Below are 18,394 nucleotides of genomic sequence, written 5' to 3' on the forward strand. Positions count from 1 at the left end.
CTCAGAACTGATAGCGGCGCATGCGACGCTGGATGCCGAACAGATAGAGCGACACACCGGCGAGGATGATGAGGAACATCACGGCCGCGATAGTGGCGCCCATAGACGGATTGCCTAGCTGAAGCTGGAAGCCGAAGAAGGTGCGGTACAGGAACGTGCCCAGAATATCGGTCGCCTTGTCTGGCCCCGCGAGTGCGCCCTGCATCGAATAAACAAGGTCGAACGCGTTAAAATTGGCAACGAAGGTCATGACCGAGATCAGGCCAATCGACGGCAGGATAAGCGGCAGCTTGATCTTCCAGAACTGGCTCCAGCCGGTAATGCCATCGCATTCGGCAGCTTCGATGATTTCATCGGGAATGTTGAGCAGCGCTGCATAGATCAGCATCATCGGAATGCCGACAAACTGCCAGACAGAGACAAGCGACACCGTCACAAGTGCGGTTTCGGCTTTGCCCAGCCACGGTCCAAAGGCCCATTTCATGCCCACCAGATCCATCATCCATGGGGCAACGCCCCAGATCGGCGACAGGATCAGCTTCCAGATAAAGCCGACAATCACGAAGGACAGTAGCGTCGGCAGAAAGATCGCGGTGCGGTAGAAGGCGGCAAAACGCAGTCTCGGCAGCGACAGCATGGCCGCGAGCAAAATGCCGATCGGGTTTTGAACCAGCATGTGAATGCAGAAGAATATGACGTTGTTTTTCAACGCATTCCAGAAATCGCGCGACCAGTTTACGTCGCCGAACAGCGTCTGGAAATTGGCGAAGCCGACAAAGACGCGCTGCCCGTCAACGACATTGAAAAACGCTTGCCGCAATGTTTCGATCAGCGGCAGCACCATGACGGCAGTATAAACCAGCACGCAAGGCAGCAGAAACACAAGAATGTGCCACCGCCTCGGGCGTTTTTGCTCAATGATTGGCAGGTCGGCAGACTGGCTCATCAACACTCGCTGTTCTTCGGCTTATGCGGTTCTTACGAACTTTCCATCACCGTGAGACTGACACGGATCGCGCATTGCGCGAAAGAAAAACTGCCCGCAAGACTATCCGGTAGGTCTGTTCGGCATCGAAAATGCACACGGGCGGCCCTGCTCTGTCGCAAAGCCGCCCGTGCACTATCGCTTTACTTGGCTGGCTTGTACCAGCTGTCCAGGCCTTCCTGCAGCTTCTTGGCGGCATCTTCCGGCGTTACGGTGCCGTTGATGACGTTAGCCGACTGAACCCAGGTTTCGTTTTCCAGGTTCGGCGTGCCACGCGACAGGATCTGGTAGGTCGAGCGGATGGTCGGCTTGCACTTTTCGCGCCAGGATACGAATTCCTGCGCCAGCGGATCGGACATCTTCACTGCCGTCGAGTTCAAGCTGAAGAAGCCCGGCAGCGCATTGGCGTAGATTTCCGCAAATTCCGGCGAAGCGACCCAGTTGAGGAACACCTTGGCCTGTTCGGCATTCTTGCTCGAAGCGTTGAGGCCAAGACCGATATCGTTGTGATCCGAGATGTAGCAGCTGTCGCCAGCATTCTTTACTGGCGGCGGGAATGCACCCATCTTGAACTGCGCCTGCGTATTGAACAGGCCAATTTCCCACGAACCAGCCGGATAGATCGCAGCGCGGCCCAGCGTGAAGAGGTTCTGGCTGTCCGGATAGGTCTGTGCTTCGAAACCGTCGCCCAGATAATCCTTCCACTTGGCGAGAACCTTGAACGGCTCAACCCACGGCTCGTCGGTCAGTTTTTCCGTACCGGCGATAAGCGCCTTGCGGCCTTCCTCACCCTTCCAATAGGTCGGGCCGATATTCTGGTAGCCCATGGTTGCGGCTTCCCACATATCCTTGGTGCCCATGGCCATCGGGATATAGGTGCCGTCAGCCTTGATCTTGTCGAGCATCGCGAAGAACTCGGCTTCGGTCGCCGGTGCCTTCAGGCCAAGCTTGTCAAAGGCTTCCTGATTATAGATGAAGCCGTGAATAACCGAAGCCATCGGCACGCAGAAAGCCTTCTTGCCGTCGTCTGTGGTCCATGCGGACTTGGCGACGTCGGAGAAGTTCTTCATGCCTTCGAGGTCGGTGAGATCGGCAAGCTTGCCCTTGTTGAACAGTTCCAGCGAGGTGTCGAAAGGACGGCACGAAATAAGATCGCCGCCCGAACCAGCATCCAGCTTGGCATTGAGAGCGGCGTTATATTCCGTCGGCGCGCTTGGCGCGAAATTGATCTTGATGCCCGGATTCTTGGCTTCAAAGGCTGGAATGATCTTTTCCTGCCAGATCTGCAGATCGTCATTACGCCAGCTTTCAACCGTCAGCGTGACGTCCTGAGCCAATGCGGCAGAACCCGACGCCAGCAGCGTCGAACCCAGCAGCATGAATTTCAAGGTATTGCGAACCATTTGACCTTCTCCCGTTTTTTTGAACGCAGACGCACAAAAGAGGCGAGATACGCCTGTCCATTGCGATACACCACGTTGATGACGATGGCTCATCACGGTCCGGGATAAGTGCCGGCTACGCCGGTCTTTGCTCCATCCCATTTCCGCGCGGCCCTCGCCTGTCAACAAGCTTTGGCGACCCCTGGCGGCATTGCGCTCCCCTTTGGTTGAATTTAATGCCAAAAACGTACCAATTGTCCAGCGAAGTTTACGAAATTCTCGCATAAAAATTGGAAGCAAGATAATTTACCTTATTTTATCAACACATTAATCAATTTTTCTCCGCTTCGCTGAATCTGCTTGGTTAATGGTATTTTTTTGGTATCTTCAAGTTGGAGGTATCTTCATGGCAGAGTTTTTCATTGGCGTGGATGGCGGCGGCACCGGATGTCGCGCTGTGGTGGCAGATGGCAACGGTGCGATTCTGGGAACTGGACGCAGCGGATCGGCCAATATTGTCACCGACCCGCAGACTTCGCTCGTCAATGTACGCGCAGCCATCGACAATGCCTTTGCCGATGCCGGGCTGGACCAGAGTCATTACGGCGAAAGCCATGCGGTCCTCGGCCTTGCTGGCGGCAATGTCGCAGGCGCGGGACTGCCGATTGAACGCGGCCTCCCCTTTGCCCATGCCAATGTCGAATTCGATGGCCTCATCGCATTGCAAGGTGCGCTTGGCGATCAGGACGGCATCGTTGCCATTCTCGGCACCGGAACGGCCTATATCGTCCGCCAACAGGAGCGAATTCATTCGGTCGGCGGCTGGGGCTTTCCGCTCAGCGATCTTGGTAGCGGTGCGCGGCTTGGCCAAAGCCTGCTGCAGGAATGCCTGCTGGTGCATGACGGCATTCATCCCCGCAGCCGTCTGACGACGGATGTTCTCGACGAGTTCAGCAATAATCCCGACAATCTGGTTGAATTTGCATGGACGGCGAAGCCCGGCGATTTCGGCAAATATGCACCGCGCATTTTCCAATATGCCGCCAATGGCGATGAGACCGCGCGCATGCTTCTGGAGCGTTCCGCAGGCTATGTCAGTGAAACGCTGGATATGTTGATCGCACAAGGTGCGGAGCGGATCAGTCTGTTGGGTGGCATGGCGCCGCTTTATGTGGAGTGGCTCCCGGCCAGCCATCAGAAGCTCATTGTTCCACCGGCAGCCGATGCCTTGACCGGAGCCTTGCAACTCGCGCTCAAGCGCTATGGCCACAAGATGAATGAGGCGCATGCATGAGCGGCAATTTCAGCGCCTTCCTACCCAAGAATCTTCAGGGCACCGCCCCCTCTTCAGGCGCGGGACCGCTCTACATGCAGTTGCGCCAGTCGCTGGAAGCCGCGATTCGTGCCGGTCATCTGGCTGACGGAGAGGCCCTACCACCTGAACGCGACATTGCAGAATATGCCAATATCAGCCGGGTGACCGTGCGCAAGGCAGTGGACGATCTCGTAAAATCAGGGCTTCTGGTGCGCCGCCATGGCTCTGGCACCTTTGTCGTTCGCCCCAGCGAGCGCGTGCAGCAGTCGCTTTCCATGCTGACGTCTTTTACCGAAGACATGGCGCGGCGCGGCATTGCCACCCAATCCAAATGGCTGGAGCGCGGTCTCTATTATCCCTCGCCTGAGGAAATGATGAAGCTTGGCGTTTCATCGGAAACCCGCGTTGCCCGGCTTGGCCGTTTGCGTATGGCAAGCGATCTGCCGCTGGCTATCGAACGTGCCACCTTGTCGAGCGAAGTTTTGCCAGACCCCAATGCCGTACAGGGCTCGCTCTATGCTGAACTGGGACGGACCGGCTTTCGCCCGGTGCGCGCGGTGCAGCGCATATCCGCCTGCAACATCAAGGATCCCGATGCGCGGATACTCGGCGTCAAGGCTGGCGATGCAGGACTGTCTATCGAGCGGATTTCCTATCTCGCGTCAGGCCGTGCGGTGGAATTCACCAAATCGCTTTATCGCGGCGACGCCTATGATTTCGTGGCGGAACTCTCGATACCATCGGCCTAAGGCCAACATCAGCCCATAAAAAACGGCCCGTTTCCGGGCCGTTTTCTTTTGTCTAATGATGCTTCGTGCCTTGGCGCGCCAGATCTGCAGTCGGATCGGCTGCAAGACGCTTGCGGGCACGGTCATCCATCAGCTCGTACCACATGGCATTGAGCACAGCGAAAGCTGCGGCGAGCGGCAGGCCCAGAAGCCAGGAAAAATACCACATATTGCTTTCCTTTCTTGGATTGAAAGGCGCGGACGGACAAGGCCGCCCGCAGCCAAATCAATAAGCGTGGTTGCTCTCGTCCTCGATCATTTCCTTTTCCACCTTGCCCCACAGCACTCTGTAGACCCAGGAGGTGTAGGCAACGATGATCGGCAGGAAGATCAGGGTCACGACCAGCATGATGAACAGCGTCATATGACTGGAAGACGAGTCCCAAACAGTCAGGCTTGCCCGAGGATCGAGCGAAGACGGCAGAATGAACGGGAACATCGACACACCGACCGACGAGATGATGCCGAAGATCGTGAGCTTGCCGAGCAGAAGCGGAGCGACTTCACGACCGCCACGCAATGTCAGAAACACCGCAATCGCGCCCAGAATGCCGAGCGCCGGAGCAATCAGCAGGATCGGATAGTTCGCATAGTTGCTGAACCATGCGCTATGATCCAGTTCCGCTGTCTTGCGCAACGGATTGGACGGTCCATCGGTGACGATGGCGCTCGTAATCCGGTAGCCGGACACCCAGAACCAGCTGGCAACGCCAGCCAGGGCATAAAGAACGAGCGTCAGAAGTGCGGCGATGCTGCCATAACGCCGTGCTCTCTGCTGAATCTCTCCCGATGTTTTCAGGACCAGCCAGGAAGCGCCATGCATCGAAAGCATGGTCACCGACAACACGCCGCAAATGAGAGCAAACGGGTTGAGCAGGCCGAAGAATGTACCTTCATAGAAGATCTGGAGATCATCAGCCAAACGGAAGGGCACGCCCTGCAGCACGTTACCGACGGCAACGCCGAAAATCAGCGCGGGTACAAAACCGCCGATGAACAGGGCAATGTCCCATCCGCGACGCCAAGCCCTGCCCTCACGCTTCGAGCGGTATTTGAAACCGACCGGACGCAGAATGAGGGCAAAGAGGATGACGAACATCGCCAGATAGAAGCCGGAGAAGGACACGGCATAAAGCGGTGGCCAGGCGGCGAAAATCGCGCCGCCGCCCAGAACCAGCCAGACCTGATTGCCTTCCCAGACCGGGCCGATCGTGTTGATGATGACGCGGCGCTCCACATCCGTTTTGCCGACGAGCGGCATCAGGATATCCACGCCCAGATCAAACCCGTCCATCGCGGCAAAGCCGATCAGCAGCACGCCGAGCAGTACCCACCAGATGATGCGAAGGGTTTCATAGTCCAACAATTCGCTGAGTATCATGGTCCTTACTCCGCAGGCGCAATGCTGGCAGGTGCAAGCATGGCTTCAGGTTTGCTGTCGGGTTCCGGTCCGGCTTTGATTGCGCGTATCATCAGGCCCATTTCGATGATGAACAGGACCGTGTAGATCGCGACAAAGCCAATGATGGTGAGCAGAACCGTCGATGCACCGAGATTGGAGACACCGATCGCTGTCGGCAGAATACCCTCGATAATCCAGGGCTGACGTCCGAATTCAGCAACAATCCAGCCCATTTCGGCGGCAATCCATGGCAGCGGAATTGCAAAGACCGCAACTTTCAGCAGGAAGCGATGCTGATCGAGCTTGCGCCGTGCCGACAGTACAAAGAACGTACCGGTCAGCAGGATCAGGAAGAATCCGATAGCCACCATGATGCGGAATGCCCAGAACAGCGGAAGAACACCCGGAACGGTATCATTCGCAGCCTTGGCGATCTGTTCGTCGGTAGCCGTGCGCGGATCGTCCACATAGCGCTTTAGAAGGAGCGCATAGCCCAGCCACTGGCTGTTATCGGCGAAAACGTCCTTCACATCCTGCGGTACGGCACTGGTGTCGCCAGCCGCGCGGATTTTCTGCAACGCATCATAAGCGACGATACCGTTGCGGATATGGTTCTCTGCATTTTCGACCAGATCATTGATGCCCTGGATCGGCGTGGTTAGCGAACGCGTGCCGATCAGACCCATAACCCACGGAATATGCACAGCGAAATGGGTTTCGCGTGCTTCCTGGTTCGGAAAGCCAAAAACCGTGAACGAGGCAGGTGCAGGCTCCGTTTCCCACATTGCTTCGATAGCGGCGATCTTCATCTTCTGGTGTTCATTGGCCAGATAGCCGCTTTCATCGCCAAGAACGACGACCGAAAGCGAGGCGGCCAGACCGAAGGAAGCGGCAACCGTCATCGAACGCTTGGCGAGTTCCACCGAGCGGCCTTTCAGCAGATACCAGGCGGAAACGCCCAGAACGAATATCGAGGCCGTTGCGTAACCTGCCGAAACCGTATGCACGAATTTGGCCTGCGCCACCGGGTTCATCAGAACCGCGAAGAAATCGGTAATTTCCATACGCATGGTTTCAGGGTTAAACGCCGATCCGACAGGGTTCTGCATCCAGCCATTGGCGATGAGAATCCACAGAGCGGAAAAGTTCGAACCTGCCGCAACCGCATAGGTCGCGATCAGGTGGCCGACCTTGGAAAGACGGTCCCAACCGAAGAAGAACAGACCAACGAAGGTCGCCTCAAGGAAGAAGGCCATCAGGCCCTCAATGGCGAGCGGTGCACCGAAAATATCGCCCACATAATGGCTGTAATAGCTCCAGTTCATGCCGAACTGGAATTCCATCACAATACCCGTCGCGACACCGATCGCGAAGTTGATGCCAAACAGAGTACCCCAGAATTTCGTCATCTGTCGCCAGATGAGTCGCCCCGTCATCACATAAACGGTTTCCATGATGGCCAGCAGCACGGAAAGACCCAACGTCAGAGGTACGAAGAGGAAGTGATAAAGTGCCGTGATTGCAAACTGCAATCGCGACAGGGAGACAATATCGAGTTCCATCTTTTTCAGCCGGAAATTCCCGGCCCTCCTAGAGCATTCGCGACCGGGAGATTTCACCGGCATCGCAGAATGCGACCAAAACGATATAATGTTGCACGCCGCATAAATTGGCAGACGCGACGCACCTTCGCGTAACGGACTCCGTCATGACATTGCCCGTTTGAAACGAAGGCCGGATGAAAAGCCGTCCGTCGTTTCCATTCTCGATTGTTGGCAAAGCCCCGATATCTGGACCCTGCCCGCCCGGTCACCTCATGGATTCGAGGATTTCACCGAAGCGCTGGTCACTCATGCGCACAGACTCAACTAGAGCGCCTTGATTTAAAACAATGATGCGGTCGCAAATCCGCGCTTCGCGCTGGATATGTGTTGCAACCAACAGAGTGTGCCCGCCCGCCTGCGTCCGCAGTCGCGTCAACACGTCTTCAGCGGTCGCCGCATCCAGCCCTTCGGTCGGTTCGTCGAGAAGCCACAAGGGCGTTTCGCTTAAAAACAGTCGCGCCAATGCGAGACGTCGCGCCTGCCCGCCGGACAATCCAAAACCACCCTCGCCCAGCATGGTGTCGAGGCCTGCTGGCAAGGTTTCGACGAACTCTCCGAGACCGGCTGTGTGCAAAGCCTGCATCAGCGTTGTGTCGTCTGCATCCGGCTTGGCCAGTCGCAGATTGTCGCGAAGACTGTCCTGAAAAAGTTCGGTGCGCTGGGTCAGCAAACTGCTGGCCAGCACTTCCACACTGCCATCCATCGCCGGGATTTCACCTGCGAGCAGGTTGAACAGGGTCGACTTGCCCGCACCGCTGGTTCCAACAATGGCAACACGTTCGCCCGCTTCGACTGTGAGGTTGATGGCTTTCAAGGCATCGACGGCGGCGTCTTCGTGGCGGACAGATAGATTACGAAGCTCCACAGCAATGCCATCCGGTGGCGTGGGCAGACCTGTAATCGACGCTCCCTCACGCAATTGCGGCCCAACGCGCCGGGCAGCCAGAATGGTGCGCCCCAGTTCCATCGCACCACGCCGCAGCGCCGCGAATGGTTCCATTGCGCCGAGAATAACAAGCATAGCCAGTGCGGCGACCGGCGCGCCGATTGTCCCGTACTGAACAAGCCAGCCAGCGCCGATCAGGCCGCCAGCCAGAAGTCCGGCATGTGCCACACCGAGGCCAGCGCCGGTCCGGATCTCAACGCGATTGAGCGTACGGTCAGCCGCAGCGACATAACGATCTGCCCGGACGAGCGCATCGTTTTGCGCCTGCATCCGCCCGGCCATGAGCAATTCCGTCTGGCCCGCAACCAGATCGACCGTGCGGGCACGCAGTGCTTCCGTGCCCTTGGCGCGCCTGCGCATCGGCATTTCCGAACGCCGCGCAGCCAATAGAGGCAGGCTCAAGCCGACGATCAAAAGCACCAGTGCAACGGCAAGCCCGAATAACGGATGCATCAGTGCCAGCGCAAGACCTGCCACCAATGCGGTTGCAAGTGCAGCACCTATCGGCACAACGACACGCAGATAGAGCGAATCCAGTGCATCGATATCCGCAGTCAGACGGAATAGAAGCCGTGCCGGTCGCTTTAAAAGTGCATTGGCTGCAGCGGGTCTAGCCCAGCTTCGAAACAGCTTTTCGCGCAATGCCGCCAGAATGGCGAGCGTTGCGTCATGGGTGACAAGACGTTCGAGATAACGTGCACCCGTCCGCACGATTGCCAGAAACCGGATACCGGCTGCCGGTGCAAAGACATCGAACACAATAGCTGTAGCTACACTCAAGCCTGCAATGGCCGTTGCCGTGATGAACCAGCCAGAGAGGCCAAGCAGCGCGATACCAGCCAAAACAGTGATCGTCGCGGCTGCAATGCCTGCATAGAGAGCAGCACCCTTGGTTCTGAAAAACAGTCGCAGGATTGGGCGGAGTGCTTGCAGACCGTTCATTCGGCTGCCCTCCTCTGCCAAAGCGGATCAGTATCCTGACAAGAGTCCAAGCGTATGATGCGATCCATCCTGCGCGCCAGCCCCTCATCATGGGTGGCGACAATCAGGGTCTTGCCCTTGGCCAGCCGCAACAGACTGTCGGCAATATGGCTGGCTGTCTCACTGTCGAGATGGGCCGTCGGCTCGTCGGCAAGAATAATATCGGCCTGGGGATCGACCGCGATGCGAGCCAGCGCGAGCCGCAAGGCTTCACCGCCCGAAAGCCCGGCCCCGTTTTCCCCGATAACACCATTGCCGGTGATGCCAGCAACATGCGCGAGCGCCATATCGTCGATGATCGCGGCAGTTGATCTGGCAGCGGCTTCACGCCCGAGCGTGATATTGTGCCGTGCCGAGCCTGCAAAAATATGCGGCCTTTGCCCGACCCAGCTCACACGTTGGCGCAAGACCGTCGCATTCTCGGGCGTCAAGCTCGTGCCGCCGATCCGTATTGCGCCTGTTTGCGGCGCTGCCAGTCCGGCGATCAACGCCAGAATGGTGGACTTGCCATAACCGCTTGGCGCAAGCAGCGCGACATGCTCCCCCGCTTCGATTGCCAGATTGAAATCTGTCAAAACCGCAGGCCCTGCCGGATATTGAAAGCCGACATCGCGCAGTTGAACGGAGGGGGCCGTTTCTTCCGGTTCGCCCGCCGTGACGCTGCTGTTGCCGACAACCGGCATGGAATGGTGGCTGAGCTTTTCCAGCGCATCAATGGCGGCTTCGCCCGATGCACGGTCATGCCAGACGGCAGAAAGGTCTCGCAGCGGCTCAAAGAAAGCGGGCGACAGAAGCAGGATAAACAGGCCTTCGCCGAGCGTCAGCTGGTGTCCCCAAGCACCGAACTGCAATGTGCCAAGCAAATGGAAGCCGATATAGACGGCCACCATGGCTACACCAAGCGCTGCAAAAAGCTCCAGCACGGCAGAAGACAGGAATGCAATCCGCAGGACTTTCATTGTCTTCGTGCGCAGGGTCTCGGCATTTGCACGCAGCCGCGTGGCGGTGGCATCGATGGCATGAAAGCTGCGGATCGTGGTCAAGCCGCGCAGCCGGTCCAGCAGAAAACCATTCATCCCGCCAAGCGCTACAAGCTGCTTCTCACTCGCGGCTTTCGCACGCCAGCCAATCAGCGCCATGAAAATCGGGATCAAAGGCGCGGCAACGAGCAAAACCAGTGCCGCTGCCCATGAAAACCAGAAGACGGCCAGCAGGATCGCCAACGGCACCAGCATGACCCGAATGCGCACCGGCACAAAACGCGACAGATAGGGCACGACCATCTCGGCCTGTTCGGCGAGAATGCTTGCAGCCTCGCCTGACGATGGCCGCGCTGTGTCGAGTGGAGAATGGTCGGAAAGCGCGGTGACAGCCCGTTCACGCAAAGCTGTCAGTTCGGCGCGGGCGGCATCGAATGCCTTGGCTGCGCCAGCACTGTCGATCAGGCTGCGCAGACAACCCAGCACGAATATGCCCAGCGCTGCATAGTAAATTCTGTTGTCGAAACCCGTATCGGCGAGACATCCGATGGCGTAGGCGATCAGCCCAGCCTGCGGCAGCCACAGAAGCGCTGCCAGTGCCTGAAGATTTGCCCCCCGCCGAAGCATGGCCGGAACTGGCCAGCGCTCAGAACGACGTTTGGAAGGACTTGAGCGGCGCTTGCCGCCTGTCGCCTCTCCGTCGTCTGGCGTCAGCTTTTCCGCCAGTTGCTCCGTTTGGGGGACATCAGATGTCAATCTCGCTTAGGCTCCTTCTTGGCCGATGTTCGCCCACGTCCCAAAGCCACGATCCTGTCGGTGGTTTCGAGGAAACGGGTTACCTTGGCGCCAAGCGCCAGCAGGCTTGTCAGACGGTCCGTATCGAGCTTCTTGACGTCGTCGTACCAGTTGGTCAGCCGCTCGATCAGGCTGTACATATCTTTCATGCGCTCCTGCGCATAACGATCACCGTCGTCCTGCGGTGCTTCCATCAGCACTTCGCGCAAAACGGACAGGGTTGGGTCAATCTCGCGCTTCTTGCGCTCTTCAGCGAGTGTGCGCAGAATTTGCCAGACATCATCCGGCGTCGTGAAGAAATCGCGACGGTCGCCGGGAATGTGCTTCAAGAGCACGAGGTTCCAGCCCTGCAGTTCGCGTATGCCCATGGAGACATTCGAGCGTGACACACCAAGCGCGTCGACGATCTCGTCAGCGCACATGGGTTGAGGCGACAGATAAAGCAGCGCGTAAATCTGCCCTACCGTGCGGTTGATGCCCCAACGGCTGCCCATCTCTCCAAAGTGGAGCACGAACGACTGAACGATTGGCGACAATTCCAAAATTCTCTCTCCCGTATTTTCTGAACTTTCAGAAATTACTGAAATCCAGATAATCTAAATGATGAAAACCTTCAATCCGCCTGACCATTGATGCGTCGCATCTGGACAATTGGCCGCAGCCCACAGCACTCCTCCAAATGCCATCGGCCGCTCCTTCCGGACCAAACAGGCCGCAGGCAATACGCTTCAGATTCGGGAAAGAGCGAATATCGTGACCGAACAAGAGGATATGAGTCTTTAAGCGAACCCGAAAAAGCTCAGTCCGTTCGTCCGAAAAACGATGGCGGCCCTTCCTGGAAGAAGCCGCTGATTTTCCCCGTTCTGCACTGCGGAAAAGCCTAAAACGCCCCTTCCGCACCCTCAAGCATGATGTCTGCCGGCCTCAATCGGGGTCGGAAGATGAAGGCAGCTCCTTGCTGTCCTGCGTCGTGTCGCGATGGATCACAGCGCGGCTGAGCAGCATGAGCGTCACCGGCGTTGTGATGACCACAAAGACGGTAATCAATACTTCATGCAGAATCGGCTTCGATTGCAAGATGGAGAAAAATATGATCGAAGCGATCAAGATTCCGCCAGCCCCAAAAGAAGAGCCGATGGTCGGTGCGTGAATGCGTTCGTAAAAGGTCTTGAAACGCACCAGGCCAATGCATCCGACGAGCGTCAGGAAAGCACCGGCGACGAGAAAAAACGAAATGAGGATGGCGGCCCAAAGCGGGATTTCGGCTGCATGGATCATTCGATCACCTCCCCGCGCATCAGGAATTTCGCAAGTGCGACGGTGGCGACGAAACCAAGCAACGCAATGATCAGCGCAGCCTCGAAATAGATGTCGCTGCCGGTGCGAATGCCGAAGGTGATCAGCAGCAGCAGCGCGTTGAGATAAAGGGCGTCGGTGGCGAGCACGCGGTCTTGAGCCCGTGGGCCAACGAGCAGGCGATAAACAGCGCAACCCATGGCGGCGATCAGCATCAATTGCGCGGCGAGCAGAGACCAGAAGATGACAACGGCACTCATACGGATTTCTCCTTCTCGACGACGTCTCCTGCCCCGAAAATCGTAATCAGCGGCTTTTCATATTTTTGCTTGATTAGATCGCGCCAGACCTGCGCTTCTTCAAGGTCGAGTACGTGAATGGTCAGTTCGCGGCGCGCGCTGTGGTGATCCACCCAGGCCGTGCCGGGTGTCGCTGTCACCACACAGGCGAGCACTGCCAGCGCGGTGCGGTTTTCCAGCTCCAGCGGGATAACCACAAAACCGGGACGGCGCTTTCTTCCAGAAAGGATGATGCGCGCGACGGTGATGTTCGAACTCAGAATATCAAGGCTGAACGTGACGAAAAGCCGGAGCATCGCCGGGATCGAGCGAATATGATTTTTCTGTGGTTGGAGCGCCGTCATGATCTGACAGGCGAACAACGCGATGACCACGCCAAGAATGAGCTGCGCGGGGGTAAAGCCGTTCAGCAGCAGCCAGAACAGAAGCAGCGACACAAACAACAGCGGATATGGCAGGATTTTTCTCATTCTACCTCCGCCGCTTGCGTGCCCGTCGTCTTGGTCGTGTCATGGTCGACTTTGGGCGCCTTGAGAACACTATCGATATAATCGGACGGATGATGCAGCGAACGTGCCGTTTCGTCCATGTAGCGCATGGCGGGACCGGCCGCGATTGTCAGCGCAAGACAAAGCGCCAGCAGCCCGGCAATCGGCACCACTTCGCGCACCAGAACGCGCGGCACGTTGCCTTCGAGCGACGCCCAGAACGTGCGAATGCCCGTACGCGTCATGGCGATCAGCGCCGAAAGGCCGGACAGCAGGATCAGCGCAATCAGCGCCCAGCTTGCCGGACTGACCGGCATGGCCAGTTGCGGCGTTGGTCCGTCACCGTTGAACACCGCGGCCAGGATCAGGAACTTGGCGATGAAGCCCGAGAATGGTGGCAGGCCGATCAGCAAAATGGCGCATATCGCAAAGAACGTACCGAGGATGGCAAGAGTGGCAGGCAGGACCGCGCCCACCTCTTCCTCTTCTTCTTCCTCTTCGTCATCGCCATAGGCTTCCATCGTCACCGCGAGAACGTTGGCGGCGGCATCCTGTCCGCGCTCCACAAGCTCGATCAGAAGGAAGAATGCAGCGATCGTCAGCGTGGAACTGACCATATAGAACAATGCTGCTCCAGCCATGGCGGTGTTGCCGCTACCGATGGCAGCCAAGAGCGTACCCGAGGAAACGAGAATGCTGTAGCTCGCAAGCCTGCCCATGGCCTGCGATGCAACCACGCCGATCAGGCCGAAGGCGAGCGTGATCATGCCGCCGAAATAGAGCCAGTCATTGCCGAAACCGTAGGACGAGCCAGCGCCAATGCCAAACATCAGCGGCGACAGGCGCAACAGCACGTAAATGCCAACCTTGCTCATGATCGCGAAGATCGCGGCAACGGGCGCTGCGGCCGCCGTATAGGTCGGCGCAAGCCAGAAATTGAGCGGCCACATGCCCGCTTTGATCAGGAATGCGACACCGAGAACCGCTGCACCAGCTTCAAGCAGCATACGGTCTTCAGGCGCAACCTGCGTGATCCGCTGCGCGAGGTCAGCCATATTCAGCGTGCCGGTGACACCATAGATCAGGCTCACGCCGATCAGGAACAACGACGACGCCACCAGATTGACCGCGATGTAATGGAGACCCGCCTTAACGCGTGCAGGGCCGGAGCCATAAAGCGCCAGACCATAGGAGGCAGCGAGCATGACCTCGAAGAAAACGAACAGGTTGAACAGGTCGCCCGTCAGGAAAGCGCCGTTCAAGCCCATCAGCAAGAGCTGGAAGATCGTATGGAAATGCGGGCTTGCCTTGTGCCAATGCGCCAGCGCAAAGCTGAGTGCGGCCATACCGAGCAGGCTCGCCAGAAGCAGCATCATTGCCGCCAGCCTGTCGAGCACCAGCACGATGCCAAACGGCGCGGGCCAGTTGCCGATGAGATAAACAATTGCTTCCGGTGCTTTTTCGCTGGCCATAGCCACGAGCGTGCAGGCAATGCCGATCAGGCCAAGTGTCGAGAGCGAATTAATCGCCATCTTCAGCTTGCGGCTGCGCTCGTCGATCAACAGCAGAACCGCTGCCGTTACCAGCGGCAGAAGGATCGGAGCAACAATGAGGTGTGATTTCCAATCCATCATCAGTTCTCCTTGCCGTCGACATGGTCGGTGCGTGTCAGACCGCGCGAAGCGAGCAGCACGACAAGGAAGAGCGCCGTCATGGCGAAGCCGATAACGATTGCCGTCAGCACAAGCGCCTGTGGCACTGGATCGGTATATTGAGCGGCCTGCACGTCCAGACCCGAGTCCAGAACCGGCGGCGCATTGGAACGCAGCCGTCCCATCGAGAAGATGAACAGATTAACCGCATAGGAGATCAGCGACAGGCCGATCGCCACCTGGAACGTGCGCGGGCGCAGCACCAGCCAGACGCCGGACGCCATCAGCACACCGATTGCGAGAGCAAGAACCAGCTCCATCAGTTCTCCTCCTTCGCAGTCGCTGCGGCGAGTTTCTCGACGCGATGTTTACGGATCGATTGGTGCGCCAATGCAATCAGGACGATAACGGTTGCACCCACGACGAGCGTGAAAACACCGAAATCGAACAGCAAGGCGCTCGCCAACGGCATTTTCCCAACATACGGTATCTCCGCATATTGGAAGAACGTGGTCAGGAACGGATAGCCGAACAGCCACGCGCCGGAGCCGGTTGCCGCAGCGCTCAACAAGCCGATGCCGATCCAACGCAGCGGCAGAATGCGCAGCCTGTCTTCCACCCAACGCGTGCCGGCAGCCAGATATTGCAGGATGAAGGCAATCGCCAGCGCAACACCGGCCGCAAAACCGCCGCCCGGCAGATCGTGCCCGCGCAGGAACAGATGCACGGCCAGAACGATGATGACCGGGAACAGCCATTGCATGATGACTGATGGCACAGCCAGATAATCGTTCAGCGTTTCACCCGCCTTGCGATCTGGCATGGCTTCATCGTAGGCGTCCTGAATCTTCTGCTGTGCAGTCGAGCCGGTGGAATCCGGTGCGGGACGGAAACGACGCAGCAGTGCGAAGACTGTCAGGCCGACAATCCCGAGAACGGCAATTTCACCGAACGTATCGAAGGCACGGAAATCAACCAGAATGACATTGACGACATTTTTGCCGCCGCCGCCCGAATAGGCGTTCTGCAGGAAATAATCGCCAATGCTATTGGGTGACGGGCGCGTCATCATCGCATAGGCAATGACCGAAACGCCGACGCCACTGGCAACCGCCAGCAAAAGATCGCGATAACGGCGGATGCGCGGGCCAATCTTCACCGGAATCGGATCCGGATCTTCCCAACGCTTCGGCAGCCAGCGCAAGCCGAGCAACAACAGAACCGTGGTGACGATTTCCACCAGAAGCTGGGTCACCGCAAGATCAGGCGCCGACAACCAGACGAAGGTGATGCAGGTGATAAGCCCTGCCCCGCCGAGCAGGATCAGAGCAGCCAGACGGTGATATTTGGCCTGATAGGCCGCACCGATAGCACAGGCGCAACCAAGCGCCCAGAGGCCCGCGAAAATCGGATCGACCGGCTGCGCGCCCAAAGTACCGGAGCGCAAACTGCCCTCGATCAGCGGCCAGCCCGCGACCACAACAGCTATGGCAACGATGATGCGCAACTGCGGCTGCAAACGACGCGTACTCAGGAAATTTTCTGCCTTACGTGCCCAGTTCCACGATAGTGTCACCAGAACGCGCTCGAAAATACGCTGCCCTTGCAGATGGCGGAATATCGGCGGTCCATCCTCACTGGTGGCCAGATAATTCTTCAGGCACCAGTGCAGCAACACGCCGCCAATCATCGCTGCAATACTCATCATCAGCGGCAGATTGAAACCATGCCAGACCGAGAGGCTATATTCCGGCGTCGCATCGCCCAGCACCGAGCGAACCGCCGAATGCAGGAACGGACCAATGGACAGGCCGGGAACAATACCGATCAAAAGGCAGAGAAGCACGAGAAGCTCGATAGGACGACGCATCCAGTGCGGAGGTTCGTGCGGCTCGCGCGGCAGATCATGCGGAGGCGGACCGAAAAAGGTCGAGTAGATGAAGCGGATCGAATAGGCCACCGTGAAAATGCTGGCAAGCGTCGCCACATAAGGCGTGATCGAGTCCAGCCACGATGCAAGATGCGTTTCGACCGCTTCGGCAAAGAACATTTCCTTGGAAATGAAGCCGTTCAGCAGCGGGACGCCCGCCATGGCCGCGCTGGCCACCATGGCAAGTGTCGCCGTATAGGGCATTAATCGGAACAAGCCGCTCAGGCGGCGCATATCGCGCGTGCCCGTTTCATGATCGATAATGCCCGCCGCCATGAAAAGCGACGCCTTGAAGATGGCATGGTTGACCATGTGGAAGATCGCGGCCACTGCCGCAAGCGGGCTTCCAAGGCTCAAAAGCGCGGTGATAAGGCCCAGATTGCTGATCGTTGAATAGGCGAGCAGCCCTTTAAGATCCTGCTGAAACACAGCAAAAAAGCTTGCCAGCAACAGCGTGATCAGGCCAGCCGAACCCAAAATCCAGAACCATTCCTCGGTTCCTGCCAGCACCGGCCAGAGGCGGGCGAGCAGAAACACACCGGCTTTCACCATCGTCGCCGAATGGAGATAGGCCGAAACAGGTGTCGGCGCCGCCATCGCATTCGGCAGCCAGAAATGGAACGGAAACTGCGCGCTTTTGGTAAAAGCAGCGAGCAGGATCAAAACGAGCGCAACCGTATAAAGCGGATGGGTGCGAACCTCATTGCCTGCTGCCAGAACCACATCGAGATCATAGCTGCCGACGATATGGCCGAGCAGCAGCATACCTGCCAGCAAGCAGAAGCCGCCAATGCCTGTGACTGTCAGCGCCATACGCGCGCCATCGCGCGCACTGGCATTGTGATACCAGTAGCCGATGAGCAGGAACGAGAAGATACTCGTCAGCTCCCAGAAGACAGCAAGCAGAATGATATTGCCGGACAGAACGACGCCGAGCATCGAGCCCATAAACGACAATAGGAAAGAGAAGAAACGCGGCACCGGATCGTCCGGCGACATGTAATAGCGCGCGTAGATCACGACCAGAAGGCCAATGCCGGTGATCAGCATGGCGAACAGCCAAGCAAAACCATCCATGCGCAGCGTTACATTGAGACCATAGGCCGGCAGCCATTCAACTGTGCCGCGCAGAACCTTTCCGTCCGAGACAATCGGATAAAGGCTGGCCGTGAGAATGAAGGCGACGAGAGCGATGGCTGCCGTGAACCAAGCGGAACCGCTTCGGTCGGCACCCCTGAAGAGACCCGTGATGACGCTGCCAATAAAAGGAAGAAGGACAAGCAGGAAAAGCATTCTGCCGTCCATCGTCATGCGCCCAAGGCCTCCCATCCGCTCTTACGTTTTATAATCACACACATCTCGTCCGAAAACTGTTCACACTTTCCGGGATGCGCTCCATTTTATCTTAATTTCCGGGCGCAAAACCGTCAGGCACTTTGCAGGAAATATAGGGTCAACTGATCCAGCGCATGCGCAGCTCAGGCAAGCAGCAACTGAAATGCTCCGGTCAGATGTTGTGAGGAATCATATATTCCAATGTCGTTATTATGA

16 protein-coding genes are annotated in these 18,394 nt (G+C 57.6%); 2 read left to right on the forward strand and 14 right to left on the reverse strand.

Going from position 1 to position 18,394, the window contains the following annotated elements:
- Position 1: 1 nt before the first annotated feature.
- Together ACTJKP_RS15925 and ACTJKP_RS15930 are read right to left on the reverse strand one after the other, a co-directional pair.
- On the reverse strand, positions 2–946 hold the full coding sequence (locus ACTJKP_RS15925) for a carbohydrate ABC transporter permease (RefSeq protein WP_138786938.1): 945 nt from the start codon (positions 944–946) through the stop codon (positions 2–4).
- A 182-nt stretch (positions 947–1,128) separates the two neighbouring features.
- Positions 1,129–2,388 (reverse strand): ABC transporter substrate-binding protein, encoded by a 1,260-nt coding sequence (locus ACTJKP_RS15930; RefSeq protein WP_078337002.1) that lies wholly within the window; start codon positions 2,386–2,388, stop codon positions 1,129–1,131.
- Between the two features lie 385 nt (positions 2,389–2,773).
- Between ACTJKP_RS15930 and ACTJKP_RS15935 the strand changes: the two genes are divergently transcribed.
- Both ACTJKP_RS15935 and ACTJKP_RS15940 read left to right on the forward strand, forming a co-directional pair.
- Entirely contained in the window at positions 2,774–3,661 is an 888-nt protein-coding gene (locus tag ACTJKP_RS15935) for a BadF/BadG/BcrA/BcrD ATPase family protein (protein WP_440631350.1), read from the forward strand.
- Positions 3,658–4,431 (forward strand): GntR family transcriptional regulator, encoded by a 774-nt coding sequence (locus tag ACTJKP_RS15940; RefSeq protein ID WP_113533455.1) that lies wholly within the window; start codon positions 3,658–3,660, stop codon positions 4,429–4,431. Before ACTJKP_RS15935 ends, ACTJKP_RS15940 begins: the two co-directional genes overlap by 4 nt.
- Before the next feature lie 52 nt (positions 4,432–4,483).
- On the opposite strand, the gene cydX is transcribed toward ACTJKP_RS15940, so the two are convergent.
- From cydX to ACTJKP_RS16000, 12 genes are all read right to left on the reverse strand, one after another.
- Positions 4,484–4,639, reverse strand: coding sequence for a cytochrome bd-I oxidase subunit CydX (gene cydX, locus ACTJKP_RS15945; RefSeq protein WP_078337005.1), 156 nt, complete (start codon positions 4,637–4,639; stop codon positions 4,484–4,486).
- Positions 4,640–4,696: 57 nt separating this feature from the next.
- A complete protein-coding gene (gene cydB, locus ACTJKP_RS15950; RefSeq protein WP_440631351.1) occupies positions 4,697–5,851 on the reverse strand; it encodes a cytochrome d ubiquinol oxidase subunit II in 1,155 nt (384 codons plus the stop codon).
- Between the two features lie 5 nt (positions 5,852–5,856).
- Positions 5,857–7,497, reverse strand: coding sequence for a cytochrome ubiquinol oxidase subunit I (locus ACTJKP_RS15955; RefSeq protein WP_440631352.1), 1,641 nt, complete (start codon positions 7,495–7,497; stop codon positions 5,857–5,859).
- 184 nt (positions 7,498–7,681) lie between these two features.
- Complete coding sequence (gene cydC / locus ACTJKP_RS15960; RefSeq protein WP_440631353.1) at positions 7,682–9,364, reverse strand: thiol reductant ABC exporter subunit CydC; 1,683 nt, start codon at positions 9,362–9,364, stop codon at positions 7,682–7,684.
- Entirely contained in the window at positions 9,361–11,139 is a 1,779-nt protein-coding gene (gene cydD / locus ACTJKP_RS15965; RefSeq protein WP_440631354.1) for a thiol reductant ABC exporter subunit CydD, read from the reverse strand. The genes cydC and cydD overlap by 4 nt, the downstream gene beginning before the upstream one ends.
- Positions 11,136–11,720, reverse strand: coding sequence for a GbsR/MarR family transcriptional regulator (locus ACTJKP_RS15970; RefSeq protein ID WP_171058827.1), 585 nt, complete (start codon positions 11,718–11,720; stop codon positions 11,136–11,138). The genes cydD and ACTJKP_RS15970 overlap by 4 nt, the downstream gene beginning before the upstream one ends.
- Before the next feature lie 382 nt (positions 11,721–12,102).
- Complete coding sequence (gene mnhG, locus ACTJKP_RS15975) at positions 12,103–12,456, reverse strand: monovalent cation/H(+) antiporter subunit G (protein ID WP_078337010.1); 354 nt, start codon at positions 12,454–12,456, stop codon at positions 12,103–12,105.
- The gene (locus ACTJKP_RS15980; RefSeq protein WP_078337011.1) at positions 12,453–12,734 is read right to left on the reverse strand and encodes a K+/H+ antiporter subunit F; all 282 of its coding nucleotides are present in this window, start codon (positions 12,732–12,734) and stop codon (positions 12,453–12,455) included. Before ACTJKP_RS15980 ends, mnhG begins: the two co-directional genes overlap by 4 nt.
- The gene (locus ACTJKP_RS15985; protein WP_440631355.1) at positions 12,731–13,243 is read right to left on the reverse strand and encodes a Na+/H+ antiporter subunit E; all 513 of its coding nucleotides are present in this window, start codon (positions 13,241–13,243) and stop codon (positions 12,731–12,733) included. Before ACTJKP_RS15985 ends, ACTJKP_RS15980 begins: the two co-directional genes overlap by 4 nt.
- On the reverse strand, positions 13,240–14,892 hold the full coding sequence (locus ACTJKP_RS15990; RefSeq protein ID WP_440631419.1) for a monovalent cation/H+ antiporter subunit D: 1,653 nt from the start codon (positions 14,890–14,892) through the stop codon (positions 13,240–13,242). The genes ACTJKP_RS15985 and ACTJKP_RS15990 overlap by 4 nt, the downstream gene beginning before the upstream one ends.
- Positions 14,893–14,894: 2 nt before the next feature.
- Complete coding sequence (locus ACTJKP_RS15995; RefSeq protein WP_078337014.1) at positions 14,895–15,233, reverse strand: Na+/H+ antiporter subunit C; 339 nt, start codon at positions 15,231–15,233, stop codon at positions 14,895–14,897.
- Positions 15,233–18,154 carry a monovalent cation/H+ antiporter subunit A gene (locus ACTJKP_RS16000; RefSeq protein ID WP_440631356.1) on the reverse strand — a complete coding sequence of 974 codons (2,922 nt, stop codon included), beginning with the start codon at positions 18,152–18,154 and terminating at the stop codon, positions 15,233–15,235. Before ACTJKP_RS16000 ends, ACTJKP_RS15995 begins: the two co-directional genes overlap by 1 nt.
- Positions 18,155–18,394 lie beyond the last annotated feature (240 nt).

It is taken from the genome of Brucella sp. 22210 (assembly GCF_052045675.1).
Classification (GTDB): Bacteria; Pseudomonadota; Alphaproteobacteria; order Rhizobiales; family Rhizobiaceae; genus Brucella.

Excerpts from the sequence above, each read along its gene's own strand:
- ACTJKP_RS16000 (WP_440631356.1), bottom strand. The coding sequence starts at position 18,154 with ATGACGATGGACGGCAGAATGCTTTTCCTGCTTGTCCTTCTTCCTTTT.
- cydX (WP_078337005.1), bottom strand. The coding sequence starts at position 4,639 with ATGTGGTATTTTTCCTGGCTTCTGGGCCTGCCGCTCGCCGCAGCTTTC.
- ACTJKP_RS15955 (WP_440631352.1), bottom strand. The coding sequence starts at position 7,497 with ATGCCGGTGAAATCTCCCGGTCGCGAATGCTCTAGGAGGGCCGGGAAT.
- ACTJKP_RS15980 (WP_078337011.1), bottom strand. The coding sequence starts at position 12,734 with ATGAGTGCCGTTGTCATCTTCTGGTCTCTGCTCGCCGCGCAATTGATG.
- ACTJKP_RS15935 (WP_440631350.1), top strand. The coding sequence starts at position 2,774 with ATGGCAGAGTTTTTCATTGGCGTGGATGGCGGCGGCACCGGATGTCGC.
- ACTJKP_RS15985 (WP_440631355.1), bottom strand. The coding sequence starts at position 13,243 with ATGAGAAAAATCCTGCCATATCCGCTGTTGTTTGTGTCGCTGCTTCTG.
- ACTJKP_RS15990 (WP_440631419.1), bottom strand. The coding sequence starts at position 14,892 with ATGGATTGGAAATCACACCTCATTGTTGCTCCGATCCTTCTGCCGCTG.
- ACTJKP_RS15930 (WP_078337002.1), bottom strand. The coding sequence starts at position 2,388 with ATGGTTCGCAATACCTTGAAATTCATGCTGCTGGGTTCGACGCTGCTG.
- mnhG (WP_078337010.1), bottom strand. The coding sequence starts at position 12,456 with ATGATCCATGCAGCCGAAATCCCGCTTTGGGCCGCCATCCTCATTTCG.
- ACTJKP_RS15925 (WP_138786938.1), bottom strand. The coding sequence starts at position 946 with ATGAGCCAGTCTGCCGACCTGCCAATCATTGAGCAAAAACGCCCGAGG.
- cydB (WP_440631351.1), bottom strand. The coding sequence starts at position 5,851 with ATGATACTCAGCGAATTGTTGGACTATGAAACCCTTCGCATCATCTGG.
- cydC (WP_440631353.1), bottom strand. The coding sequence starts at position 9,364 with ATGAACGGTCTGCAAGCACTCCGCCCAATCCTGCGACTGTTTTTCAGA.
- ACTJKP_RS15940 (WP_113533455.1), top strand. The coding sequence starts at position 3,658 with ATGAGCGGCAATTTCAGCGCCTTCCTACCCAAGAATCTTCAGGGCACC.
- ACTJKP_RS15995 (WP_078337014.1), bottom strand. The coding sequence starts at position 15,233 with ATGGAGCTGGTTCTTGCTCTCGCAATCGGTGTGCTGATGGCGTCCGGC.